This is a genomic window from Marinobacter sp. NSM, from assembly GCF_052380025.1.
Lineage (GTDB): Bacteria > Pseudomonadota > Gammaproteobacteria > Pseudomonadales > Oleiphilaceae > Marinobacter.
Genome location: NZ_JBQTCK010000005.1, coordinates 121,626 through 133,912, shown reverse-complemented (window position 1 = coordinate 133,912; position 12,287 = coordinate 121,626). Strand labels below are relative to the sequence as shown.

Genomic DNA, 12,287 nt, shown 5'->3' with positions numbered 1-12,287 from the left:
AATCAGTTGCAAAAAAAGCAGCCTCGAGGGGCTGCTTTTTTTATGCTGTAATGCCTACAGGCAGCAAGTGAAGAGGTATAACCTTGCCCCGGCCAGACGATGAGCAACTGATAGCCCGGTTTTCCGATGCCATCTGGCTGGAAGACGGCTTGGGTGAGAAGACCCGTCAAGCCTACGCCAGCGATTTGTTCAGGCTGGCCGATTGGTTGCAGGCCCAGCCCGGTTCGCCAACGCTCCGTGCTGCCCGGCGCACCGATCTGCTGGCCTGGATGTCGAGGGGGTTGGCGGATGGTATCAAAACCAGTACCGCGGCCCGGCGGTTGTCTGGTATTCGTCGTTTCTATCGTTTCCTGCTGCGTGAAGGTTTGATCGCCGAAGATCCGACGCTGAGAATCGACAGTCCGCGGTTGCCCAGGCGGCTGCCGGATACCCTGACAGAAGATGATGTAGATGCCTTGCTCACAGAGCCGGACCCACAGGAGCCGATTGAACTGCGCGACCGGGCTATGCTGGAAATTCTATACGGTTGCGGACTGCGGGTGTCGGAGCTGACCGGGTTGACCGTTGATCAGGTCAATTTGCGCCAGGGGGTTGTTCGTATCAGTGGCAAGGGTGGTAAAGAGCGGTTGGTGCCGCTGGGCGAGGAGGCCGTGGACTGGTTGGTTCGTTACATGAAGGAGGCCCGCAACGAATTGTTGAAAGGTAAAAGTAGCGACGCCCTGTTTCCTGGTAATCGGGCCACGGCCATGACGCGCCAGACCTTCTGGCACAGAATCAAGCATTATTCCGTTCGTGCGGGCATTCGCAAGCCCATTTCACCGCATACCCTGCGCCATGCCTTTGCCACGCACCTGCTCAATAACGGGGCCGATCTGCGGGTGGTGCAGATGTTGCTGGGACATTCCGATCTTTCCACGACTCAGATCTACACCCATGTGGCGCGTCAGCGGCTTCAGGATTTGCACCAGGCGCACCATCCCCGGGGTTAATCTGGTATGTTAGCCGGATGAACTTTTGCTGAGTGGCGGTGTCGCATCACAAGGTTTCGAAATTACAAACACAGAAGGTAAGTTAAACCGATGAATCTGAATATTGTGGCCGTTGTGGCGGGTCTGGCGATGTCACTGACCTGGGTTTCCGGGGCGAGTGCTGCCGACACCGAGGATCAAATTGCCAAGCGCCTGATGGATGCGGTGCCGGGTCTGAAAGTGACCTCGGTGCGGGAATCCGAGGCGGCAGGCCTTTACGAAGTGCAAAGCAACAATGGCGACACCATTTACACCACGGCTGACGGTGTATACCTGCTGACCGGTGATCTGTTGAAGATTACCGACAACGGTATTGCCAACGTGTCAGAGGCGTCGCGGGCCGGGCAGCGGCAAGAGCAGATGGCGGCGTTTGCCGGCAAGGGTGTGATTACCTATCCGGCCAAGGGTGAGCAGAAGGCGGTGATTGATGTGTTTACCGACATTGATTGCCCCTACTGCCGGAAAATGCACGATGAAGTGCCGCAGTTAAACGAATACGGTATCACCGTGAACTACTACGGTTTCCCCCGTTCTGGCCCGGGAACCCCGTCATTCAGAAAGTATGAGTCGGTCTGGTGCGCCGAAGATCAGCGGGAAGCAATGGATGCCGCCAAGGGTGGCAAGTCTGTGGCCCAGAAAACCTGTGATAACCCGGTTGAAGAACAGTACCGCCTGGGTGGTCAGGTAGGGGTCACCGGTACGCCGGCCATTCTTCTCGAAGACGGTAACATGGTCCGGGGCTACGTACCTGCGCGAAACCTGGCCGAAGGTCTCGGGATTCTGTAATTTTCCCCGGAGCTGTCGCACAGCTCCGACGTTTATCGTGTTAACTGCAACTGATTCGGGGCTTATTCAGAGGGCCCCGAATCGGTATACTATTGCCCTTTGTTGCAATCCATCAGCACCCCATCGGGATCAGAGGTGAGAGCTTGAAAGACGTTAATGTCGGAATTTGCGGACTGGGAACCGTTGGCGGCGGTACATTCAATGTCCTGACTCGCAATGCCGCGATTATTGCGGGGCGTGCGGGCTGCAATATCCGGATTACCCGGGTGGCCAGTCGTCACAGCCGGGATGACCTGGAGCTTGGCGGCGTTCCTTTCAGTACCGACATCTTCGATGTGGTTAATGATCCTGAAATTGACATCGTTGTGGAGCTGATCGGTGGCTATGATGCCGCCAAAGAGCTGGTGCTGGCTGCGATTGCCCAAGGCAAGCATGTGGTAACCGCCAATAAGGCTCTGATCGCAGTGCACGGCAACGAGATTTTTGAAGCGGCCGAAAAAGCCGGTGTTGTTGTCGCCTACGAAGCCGGCGTGGCTGGTGGTATTCCGGTGATCAAAGCAGTGCGGGAAGGCCTGGCGGCCAATCGTATCGATACAATTGCCGGTATTATCAACGGTACGGGTAACTACATCCTGACCGAGATGCGCGCCGGTCGCGAATTCGGCGAAGTATTGAAAGAAGCCCAGGCCCTCGGTTATGCCGAAGCAGACCCGACCTTCGATGTTGAGGGCATCGACGCAGCCCATAAGCTGACGATTCTGGCGGCGTCTGGTTTCGGTGTGCCGCTGCAGTTCGAGAAGGCATACACCGAGGGTATTTCCGGCATCACCCCTTACGACATTTCCCATGCGGAATTGCTTGGCTATCGGGTAAAGCACCTTGGTATTGCCCGCCGCCGTGATGACGGTATTGAATTGCGTGTCCACCCAACGCTGGTGCCGCAAAGTCACCTGATTGCCCAGGTGGATGGCGTACTCAATGCGGTACTGGTAGACGGTGACGCCGTTGGTCAGACCATGTATTACGGCCCGGGTGCTGGCGACGAGGCCACTGGGTCTGCTGTGATCGCCGACATTGTTGATGTGGCCCGTGCCGTTGCCAGCAACAGTCAGCAACGCATCCCGTATCTGGGCTTCCGCCCCGAGGCTCTGGAGGACCTGCCGGTATTGCCGATGGAAGATGTTCAGTCGGCGTACTACCTGCGTATCCAGGCCTTTGACCATCCGGGTGTGCTGGCCAAGATTGCCGCGATCCTGAGTGAGCATGGCATCAACATCGAATCGATCATGCAGAAAGAGTCCGAATTCAAGGATGGCCGCATCCCGGTCATCATCCTGACCCACACGGTTCAGGAACGCCAGATGAACCTGGCCATCGAGGAAATGGAAGCTCTGGCCGACATCGATGGCAAGGTTGTCCGTATTCGCGCTGAAAACTTTAACTGACAGGTACGCACGTGAGATACATCAGTACACGGGGTGAAGCGCCCGCTCTGGGCTTTGAAGACGTTCTGCTGACTGGCCTGGCCACAGACGGCGGCCTGTATGTGCCGGAATCGCTCCCGCATTTCAGCGTGGAAGAAATCCGCAGCTGGCGCGGGCTTTCCTATGCAGAGCTGGCCTACAAAGTCATGTATCCGTTTGTAGAAGACGCTATTCCGGCGGATGACTTTCGCAAGATGCTGGATGAAACCTACAGCGTGTTTACCCACCAGGCGGTAGCGCCCCTGGTTCAGTTGGACACCAATGAGTGGGTGATGGAGTTGTTCCGCGGACCCACGCTGGCGTTCAAGGACTTTGCCCTGCAGTTGCTGGGTCGTCTGCTCGATTATGTGCTCGAAAAGCGCAAGCAGCATGTGGTGATCATGGGTGCCACCTCCGGTGACACCGGCTCTGCCGCCATCGAAGGGTGCCGCCGTTGCGAGCATGTGGATATCTTTATCCTGCATCCGTACCAGCGAGTATCGGAAGTACAGCGCCGGCAGATGACTACGGTGCAGGGTGACAACATCCATAACATCGCGGTCAAGGGGAACTTCGACGACTGCCAGCGCATGGTAAAAGAAAGCTTCGGCAACCAGTCATTCCTGGGTGGCAAAACCCAGTTGGCAGCGGTGAACTCCATCAACTGGGCGCGGATCATGGCCCAGATTGTTTACTACTTTCAGGCGTCCCTGGCCCTGGGTGGCCCGGATCGCAGCATGGCGTTCTCGGTACCCACCGGCAACTTCGGTGACATTTTTGCCGGTTACCTGGCCAAGAAAATGGGCCTGCCGATTTCCCAGCTGGTGATTGCCACTAACCGGAACGACATCCTGCATCGCTTCATGAGCGGCAACAAGTATGAGCAGCATCAGCTGGAGCATACCTTGTCGCCGAGCATGGATATCATGGTCTCCAGTAACTTCGAGCGCCTGCTGTTCGACCTGCATGGCCGTGACGGAGCTGCCGTGAAAGATCTGCTGGAACGCGCCGCCAAGGGCCCGGTCAGTATCGAAGACTACCGCTGGAAACACGCCCGCAAGCTGTTCGACAGCGATGCGGTGGACGACAAAGCCACCTGCGACACCATCCGGGACATCTATGAGCAGAATGAATACCTGCTGGATCCGCACACCGCCATCGGCGTGCGCGCCGCCCGCAACTGCCGCCGCGACAGCACGGTGCCGATGATTACCCTGGGTACCGCCCACCCGGCCAAGTTCCCGGACGCCATCGCCGAGTCTGGCCTGGTTGTGAAGCCGCAACTGCCGGCCCACATGGCGGACCTGTTTGAGCGGGAAGAGTGCTACACCGTGCTGGATAACAACGTGTCCGAGGTGCAGGGCTTTATCGCCAAGCATTGGAAGAACGCCTGATCCGGCATGACTCCTAAAAAAATCCTGCGTCGTCCCCAGCCGTCAGACGTGACGGGCTGGGGGCAAAACCTGCCCCCCATCCTTCGCCGCCTGTACGCCGCCCGAGGTGTGCATTCCGACGACCAGCTCCAGTACACCCTGAAACACCTGGCGTCGCCCATGCAGTTGCGTGGCATAGATCGCGCGGTTGAACTGCTGGCCGAGGCCGTTGCCCAGAAGCAGCGGGTGATGGTGCTGGGGGATTTCGATGCCGACGGCGCGACCAGCACTGCCGTCGCCATGCTCGGGCTGTCCATGCTCGGTGTTGCAGCCATTGATTTCCGGGTGCCCAGCCGCTTCTCCGATGGCTACGGCCTGACGCCGGGCATCATTCACCGGTTACAGGACGAAGGCGATTTACCCGACTTGCTCGTTACCGTCGATAACGGTATTTCCGCCATCGAAGGTGTGCGTGCTGCCCGGGAACTGGGCATCAAAGTAGTCATCACCGACCACCACCTGGCCGGAGAAGAGCTGCCAGATGCCGATGCCATTGTGAACCCCAATCAACCCGGTTGCCCGTTCCTGAGCAAAAATGCGGCCGGAGTGGGCGTGATGTTTTACGTGCTCACGGCGCTGCGTAAGTACCTGCGAGACAACACCCTGTTGCCGGACCCGGAGCCTAACCTGGGCAGCCTGCTGGACCTGGTGGCCTTGGGTACCGTCGCCGACGTGGTGCCGCTGGACCATAACAACCGGATTTTTGTCGAGCAGGGTATTCGCCGCATTCGCAAGGGCGAAGCCCGGCCGGGCATCTTGGCCCTGCTGGAAGTGGCGGGCCGTGACTACACCGAAATCAGCGCTACGGACCTCGGCTTCGTGGTTGGCCCGCGCCTGAACGCCGCCGGCCGGCTGGATGACATGAGCATCGGCATCGCCTGCCTGCTCGCCGACAGCCGCGACGAAGCTCTGCGCCTGGCCCGGGAGCTGGATAACTTCAACCGCGAACGTCGCACCATCGAAAAGGACATGAAAACACAGGCGCAGGACCTGCTTGCCTCCATGTCCCTCGACGTTGAAGGCCTGCCCTGGGGCCTGGCCCTGTTCGACCAGGACTGGCACCAGGGCGTGATTGGCATCCTGGCCGCCAGAATCCGCGAACAGACTCATCGCCCCACCATCGCGTTCGCTCCCGATGATGACGGCGAACACCTCAAAGGCTCCGCCCGCTCCATCCCCGGCCTGCACATCCGCGATGCTCTGGCCGTGGTAGACGCGAAAAATCCAGGCCTGATGAAAAAATACGGCGGCCACGCCATGGCCGCCGGCATGACCATCGCTAGGGATGACCTCCAACGTTTCAGCAACGCCTTCGACCGGGCCGTGCGTGATACCCTGAAACCGGAAGACCTGGAAGCCGCCATCACCACTGACGGCCCCCTGACACCGGACGAACTGAACTTGGACACCGCCTACCTGCTCAAACGCGCCGGCCCCTGGGGGCAGCACTTCCCCGAACCGGTGTTTGATGGCGAGTTCCGGGTAGTAAGCCAGCGCATTGTCGGCGAGAACCATCTAAAACTGGTGCTGCAGCCGGTTGAGGGCGGGGGCATTATTGATGGCATTGCGTTCAACACCGGGCCGGAAGTGCCGGACTTTACCCGGAGTGGGGCGCGGGTGGTTTATAAGCCGGATGCCAATACCTTTCGGGGGAGAACCAACCTTCAGTTGTTGGTGGATTATCTGGAGCCATTGGGCTGAACTCTCATTGGAGATTGGCGCTTGAGAAGGGTGGGGTCTGACCCCGAGGGGTCAGACCCCTTTGTAGCCGGCGAGTGGGGAGTCCCAGAGCTATGTCTGGGCGCGGGGTGGGAGGGAACCTTTCCGGGAGTATCGAAAACAGGGATGTTTTCGCTAAGCGTACATGGACGTATTCACAGCGTCTCCCGGAAAGGTTCCCTCCCACCCTGTGCTTGCACCTGAGCTCAAGCCCATAGCCTGAATACTCTGTACTTTCCGCCTGCTGATTTACCCCGCAAATTCCGGTAGAATCCGCCCTCTGTTTTTATCGCACCATTTTCCAAAGCGAGACAAGGTTTCATGGAAATTAATCCCATAGTGACGAAGATCAAAGAACTTCGCGAGCGCACCGAAGCGCTGAGGGGGTATCTTTGACTACGATCAGCGAAGTGAACGGCTGGTCGAAGTAGAACGGGAACTCGAGCTCCCCACCGTATGGGACGATCCCGAGCGGGCCCAGAACCTGGGTAAAGAGCGCTCAGACCTTGAACTGATCGTCAAAACCATCGACAACCTCACCAACGGCCTGGCCGACGCAGAAAGCCTGCTGGATATGGCCGTGGAAGAGGACGACGAAGGCACCGTCCAGGAAATCGAAGCCGACCTTGAAGGCCTCGACAAAGAACTCGAGAAACTCGAATTCCGCCGCATGTTCTCCGGTGAAATGGACGCCAACAACGCCTACCTGGACATCCAGGCCGGCTCCGGCGGCACCGAAGCCCAGGACTGGGCCAACATGCTGCTTCGCATGTACCTGCGCTGGGCCGAGCGCCGTGGTTTCAAGGCCGAAATCGTCGAACTGCAGGAAGGTGAAGTGGCTGGCATCAAAAGTGCCACCATTCACATCCAGGGCGACTACGCCTACGGCTGGTTGCGTACCGAAACCGGCGTGCACCGGCTGGTGCGTAAATCCCCGTTCGATTCCGGCAACCGTCGACACACCTCTTTCTCTTCTGTGTTTGTGTCTCCGGAAGTGGACGACAGCTTCGAGATCGAAATCAACCCGGCGGATCTGCGGGTCGACGTGTACCGTGCCTCCGGTGCCGGTGGTCAGCATGTTAACCGGACCGAATCCGCGGTACGACTGACCCACAACCCCACGGGCATCGTGGTTGCCTGCCAGGCCGGCCGAAGCCAGCACCAGAACAAAGACCAGGCCATGAAGCAGCTCAAGGCCAAGCTCTTTGAGCTGGAAATGCAGAAGCGCAACGAAGAGAAACAGAAAGCCGAAGACTCCAAGTCTGACATCGGCTGGGGCAGCCAGATCCGTTCCTACGTGCTGGATGACAGCCGTATCAAGGACCTGCGCACCAAGGTGGAAACCAGCAACACCCAGTCGGTGTTGGATGGCGACATCGACAAGTTTATTGAAGCCAGTCTGAAGATGGCGCTGTAAGCGGCGCCATTCACCCATACCCGGACAATCCCGACTTCTTAGTGAGCCAACATGACTGAACACACCCAGAACGCTGCACAGCCCGAGGACAACAAGCTGATTGCCGAGCGCCGCGCCAAACTGGCAACCATGCGCGAGCAGGGCAATCCGTTCCCCAATGACTTCCGTCGCGATGCCACCGCTGCCGAGTTGCAGGAAAAATACGGTGACAAATCCAAGGAAGAGCTGGAGTCCGCGGGTATCAAAGTGGCCATTGCCGGCCGCATGATGCTCGATCGCAAGGCGTTCAAAGTGGTTCAGGACATGACGGGTCGTATCCAGATCTACGCCTCCAAGGATGTCCAGAAAGACACCAAGCACTGGGATATGGGCGACATCGTGGGCGTGCGCGGTACCCTGTCGAAATCCGGCAAGGGCGACCTGTACGTCACCATGGACGAATACGTGCTGCTGACCAAATCCCTGCGCCCGCTGCCGGAGAAGCACAAGGGCCTGACCGACACCGAAGCCCGCTACCGCCACCGGTATGTGGACCTGATGGTAAACGAAGACAGCCGCCGCGTGTTCCACGCTCGCTCGAAGATCATCAACGCCATGCGCCAGTACTTCACCGACCGTGACTTCATGGAAGTGGAAACCCCCATGCTGCAGGTGATCCCCGGCGGCGCCACCGCACGTCCGTTTGTGACCCATCACAATGCCCTGGGCATCGACATGTACCTGCGGATTGCCCCGGAGCTGTTCCTCAAGCGCCTGGTGGTCGGCGGCTTTGAGCGGGTGTTTGAAATCAACCGCAACTTCCGTAACGAAGGGCTGTCTACCCGGCACAACCCCGAGTTCACCATGGTCGAGTTCTACCAGGCCTACGCCGACTACAACGACCTGATGGACCTGACCGAAGACATGCTGCGCACCATCGCCCAGAAAGTATTGGGCACCACCACGGTGATCAACACCCGGGTACTCAAGGACGGCAGCGAAGAAACCATCGAATACGATTTCGGCAAGCCGTTCGAGCGCCTGACCGTGGTTGACGCCATCCTGCGCTACAACCCGGACATTACCCGCGAGCAGCTGGCAGACGACGCGCAGGCCCGTGCCGTGGCCAAGAACCTGGGTATCCATGTGAAAGACATCTGGGGCCTCGGCAAGGTGCAGATCGAGATCTTCGAGGCGACGGCCGAGCACCGCCTGATGCAGCCAACCTTCATCACCGAATACCCGAAAGAGATCTCTCCACTGGCCCGCTGTAAAGACAGCGACCCGTTCGTGACCGAGCGCTTTGAGTTCTTCGTGGGTGGCCGCGAGATTGCCAACGGCTTCTCCGAGTTGAACGATGCCGAAGACCAGGCCGAACGCTTCCAGGCCCAGGTGGCAGAGAAAGACGCCGGCGACGACGAAGCCATGTTCTACGACGACGACTACGTCATGGCCCTGGAATACGGCCTGCCGCCGACCGCCGGCGAGGGCATCGGTATCGACCGCCTGGCCATGCTGCTGACCAACTCACCGTCCATCCGCGACGTGATCCTGTTCCCGGCCATGCGCCCCGAGCACAAAGCCGAACAGAAACCGGAAAGCGAGTAAGCCCATGCACCCTGCCGAGGCACTGGCTCAACAACTGAAGCCCGGCCGCGGCTGGGACCAGTGGCTGGCGGACGAGTTCCGCCAGTCTTACATGCGGCAGCTGGCCGAATTCCTGGCCGCCCAAGAGCAGGCTGGCAAAGTACTGTTCCCGGAGCAAAGACACTGCTTCAACGCCCTGAACAGCACTCCCCTTAACCAGGTCAAAGTCGTCATCCTCGGCCAGGACCCCTACCACGGCCCCGGCCAGGCCCACGGCCTCTGCTTCTCCGTCCGCCCGGGCGTTACCACGCCGCCGTCCCTGGTGAACATCTTCAAAGAAATCGAAACCGACCTGGCCATCACCCCGCCAGACCACGGCTGCCTGCAACCCTGGGCAGAACAGGGCGTATTACTCCTGAACGCGGTGCTCACCGTCGAACAGGGCAACGCTGGTGCGCACCAGAACAAGGGATGGGAGACCTTCACCGACAAAGTGATCGAAACCATCAACCGGGAGCGGGAGGGCGTGGTGTTTCTGCTCTGGGGCAGCTACGCCAGGAAGAAAGGCCGGCACATTGATCGCAATCGCCATCTGGTTCTGGAAGGGCCGCACCCGTCACCGCTGAGTGCTTATCGAGGTTTTTTTGGTTGTCAGCACTTCTCGCAAGCTAATGACTGGCTGCAAAAGCAGGGAATAGCTCAAGTCGATTGGTCACTGCCGGATAGATTTCAGCTTATCCAGAGATATGCGAAGAGCTGAAGGCTCTCTGGTGAGTAGTCTTTGCGGCGGGGTTGAGCTCACGAAACCTTGCGGAGCCAGGGATGGCGGAGCAGAGCGTACAGGGAGGTATTCACAGCGTGTTTTGGGAGCTCAACCCCGCCGTAAAGACGGGCGTCAAGCTCCTTGCTTCCAGGCGTGATGTTGAAGCTTACTGAAGCAACGCCATCGCCGCTTCCATCTGAGCGTTGAGATCCTCCTCCTCGCTCATGTCGATAATCGGATCCAACCCCAAACGCCCAAAGGCGGGAATGGTATTCCAGTCCATCTCAGTCCACGGGTGATCTGTACCCGCCACCAGTTGCAGATTCGCCACCATCACCAGATCGGCATAATCCGCCGCCGGCACCTCGCGCTGGAAATTGGCATACTCCAGCGGCACATTCTGAAGATCGCTCGGGAAATCCCACTTCTTGAGAATCAGCGCGCCAATGCGCGGGTGCAGCTGATCAATGACATTATCCAGCATGATACTACTGATCTGGATGTCCCTGTCCTCCACATAGCGCAGAACAGGCAGCACCCCAATCAGGTGCACAAGCCCCGCCAGCGTGGCCTGATCCGGTTTGAGCTTGGTGTAATGCTGGGCCAGAACGTGGCATACGCCGGCCACTTCAGTGCTGGTTTGCCAGGTCGCGCGCAGCCGCTTATCGACCATGTCTGAGGTGGCCTGGAACATCTGCTCCATGGCCAGACCCATGGCCAGGTTGCTGGTGTAGGCCATGCCAAGGCGGCTGACCGCCATGTTCAGGTTTTCAATAGCGCGGCTGCCCCGGAATAGCGGGCTGTTGCACACGCGGATAATCCGGGCAGAGAGGGCTGTGTCGTTACTGATGACCTTGACCAGGTCAGCGATGGCCGAGTCTTCGGACTCGGCGATGTCCCGAACCTGAAGCGCCACCTCCGGCAGCGTTGGCAGCACCAGTTTGTCGTTCTCAATGGCGTCGGTCAGGTCAGCCTTGATGGTATCTACAATGTTGGCCATGGTCAGTAACGTTCCGCTTGTCTGGGTGCGCTGCTCGCGCGCACGGGGTAAACCGGTATGTGGTTTAATTTATAGCAAATTTTTCCGGTTTTTCCTGTCAACTTATGTATCTGCCTGCGTTGCGGGCTGTTGCTCGGGCACCGGGTAAGGCAGCGGTTGCATGGTCACGGTCACCGTGTTCATGCCTTCCAGAGCCAGGGTGCCTTGCTGAGCGTCGTGCCGGATAACCGCCAGCATCTCACCAGCCTGTTCAGACGTGAGCTCTGCGTTAACTACCTCGCCAACGTTCTTGCCCTCGCTCAGTAGCCTGGTGCCCGGTTCCGGTGCAGTGCCGGAACCCTCAAAACGCAACCGGAACAGGCTCTTCTTGAGCTGCCCCAGAAAGTGCATTCTGGCGATCACTTCCTGACCGGTGTAGCAGCCCTTCTTGAAATGAACGCCTTGCAGGTGTTGCAGGTTGAGCATCTGCGGAACATAGGCCTCCCGAGTCTGGGCCGTTAGCCAAGGCACGCCGGCGGAAATACTGGAAGCGTTCCAGTGTGCGATGGATAACTCGGGCAGTTCCTCCGGCAGCGGTTGATCTCCCTCAAGCTGCCACCATTCGTAGCGGGCCGTCTGGTCACTGGTATCCTCGATTCGAATCAGGATTCCGGAACCGGTGGCCAGCGTCTGCCCCGGCCGGGAAAGCGATTCGGCTGCGTCTCCGCAGGCGGTGATGGCGGCGGGTTTACCGATCAGGCCAAGGATTCGGGCGGAAGGCAGCACGTCCATGCTGGTCCCACGAAACAGCATCAGGTACTTGCGGAGGTGGCTAAGGGTGTCATCCGCCAGCTCTGTATCCAGGTCCATCAATAGGTCCTGGCCGTGCCGTACCATGCGGGTTACGCAGTAAGCTCGTCCCTTGGGTGTGCAGGCGGTTGCCCGCAAAGACTGGGCCTGTATCACCTCATCCACATGCTGGGAAAACTGGCCCTGAACAAACTTGTCGGCGCCGGGGCCGCTGATGCGCACCACCAGTCTGTTGGTGAGCTGTGTGTACCCGGCGTCAGACGAGTAGTGTGGCCGAGGGTTTTCCGTGGGGTTCATCGTGATCTCCATGTTGGGTCAGCGGA

10 protein-coding genes are annotated in these 12,287 nt (G+C 58.9%); 8 read left to right on the top strand and 2 right to left on the bottom strand.

What is annotated here, in order from left to right; all coding sequences use genetic code 11:
• The first annotated feature begins 83 nt into the window (after nt 1-83).
• From xerD to ung, 8 genes are all read left to right on the top strand, one after another.
• Nucleotides 84-989: a site-specific tyrosine recombinase XerD gene (xerD, locus tag ACTZWX_RS12540; RefSeq protein WP_230713728.1), complete on the top strand. Its 906-nt coding sequence runs from the start codon at nt 84-86 to the stop codon at nt 987-989.
• Between the two features lie 90 nt (nt 990-1,079).
• Nucleotides 1,080-1,814, top strand: coding sequence for a thioredoxin fold domain-containing protein (locus ACTZWX_RS12535; protein WP_444714222.1), 735 nt, complete (start codon nt 1,080-1,082; stop codon nt 1,812-1,814).
• Between the two features lie 143 nt (nt 1,815-1,957).
• The gene (locus ACTZWX_RS12530; RefSeq protein ID WP_444714221.1) at nt 1,958-3,259 is read left to right on the top strand and encodes a homoserine dehydrogenase; all 1,302 of its coding nucleotides are present in this window, start codon (nt 1,958-1,960) and stop codon (nt 3,257-3,259) included.
• 11 nt (nt 3,260-3,270) lie between these two features.
• Nucleotides 3,271-4,671 carry a threonine synthase gene (gene thrC / locus ACTZWX_RS12525; protein ID WP_444714220.1) on the top strand — a complete coding sequence of 467 codons (1,401 nt, stop codon included), beginning with the start codon at nt 3,271-3,273 and terminating at the stop codon, nt 4,669-4,671.
• Nucleotides 4,672-4,677: 6 nt separating this feature from the next.
• Nucleotides 4,678-6,411 (top strand): single-stranded-DNA-specific exonuclease RecJ, encoded by a 1,734-nt coding sequence (gene recJ / locus ACTZWX_RS12520; RefSeq protein WP_444714219.1) that lies wholly within the window; start codon nt 4,678-4,680, stop codon nt 6,409-6,411.
• 339 nt (nt 6,412-6,750) lie between these two features.
• A protein-coding gene (gene prfB / locus ACTZWX_RS12515) for a peptide chain release factor 2 (RefSeq protein ID WP_444714218.1) occupies nt 6,751-7,846 on the top strand; the annotation gives its coding sequence in 2 pieces (ribosomal slippage) (nt 6,751-6,822 and nt 6,824-7,846; 1,095 coding nt in all).
• 51 nt (nt 7,847-7,897) lie between these two features.
• The gene (lysS, locus tag ACTZWX_RS12510) at nt 7,898-9,433 is read left to right on the top strand and encodes a lysine--tRNA ligase (RefSeq protein ID WP_444714217.1); all 1,536 of its coding nucleotides are present in this window, start codon (nt 7,898-7,900) and stop codon (nt 9,431-9,433) included.
• A gap of 4 nt (nt 9,434-9,437) precedes the next feature.
• Entirely contained in the window at nt 9,438-10,172 is a 735-nt protein-coding gene (ung, locus tag ACTZWX_RS12505; protein WP_444714216.1) for a uracil-DNA glycosylase, read from the top strand.
• A gap of 169 nt (nt 10,173-10,341) precedes the next feature.
• Here ung and ACTZWX_RS12500 read toward each other — a convergent pair whose 3' ends face one another.
• Together ACTZWX_RS12500 and ygfZ are read right to left on the bottom strand one after the other, a co-directional pair.
• Nucleotides 10,342-11,175, bottom strand: a complete 834-nt coding sequence (locus ACTZWX_RS12500) for an HDOD domain-containing protein (RefSeq protein ID WP_444714215.1) — start codon at nt 11,173-11,175, stop codon at nt 10,342-10,344.
• Between the two features lie 102 nt (nt 11,176-11,277).
• Nucleotides 11,278-12,261, bottom strand: coding sequence for a CAF17-like 4Fe-4S cluster assembly/insertion protein YgfZ (gene ygfZ / locus ACTZWX_RS12495; RefSeq protein WP_444714214.1), 984 nt, complete (start codon nt 12,259-12,261; stop codon nt 11,278-11,280).
• Between the last annotated feature and the right edge of the window lie 26 nt (nt 12,262-12,287).

Excerpts from the sequence above, each read along its gene's own strand:
- lysS (WP_444714217.1), top strand. The coding sequence starts at position 7,898 with ATGACTGAACACACCCAGAACGCTGCACAGCCCGAGGACAACAAGCTG.
- ygfZ (WP_444714214.1), bottom strand. The coding sequence starts at position 12,261 with ATGAACCCCACGGAAAACCCTCGGCCACACTACTCGTCTGACGCCGGG.
- ACTZWX_RS12535 (WP_444714222.1), top strand. The coding sequence starts at position 1,080 with ATGAATCTGAATATTGTGGCCGTTGTGGCGGGTCTGGCGATGTCACTG.
- ung (WP_444714216.1), top strand. The coding sequence starts at position 9,438 with ATGCACCCTGCCGAGGCACTGGCTCAACAACTGAAGCCCGGCCGCGGC.
- recJ (WP_444714219.1), top strand. The coding sequence starts at position 4,678 with ATGACTCCTAAAAAAATCCTGCGTCGTCCCCAGCCGTCAGACGTGACG.
- ACTZWX_RS12500 (WP_444714215.1), bottom strand. The coding sequence starts at position 11,175 with ATGGCCAACATTGTAGATACCATCAAGGCTGACCTGACCGACGCCATT.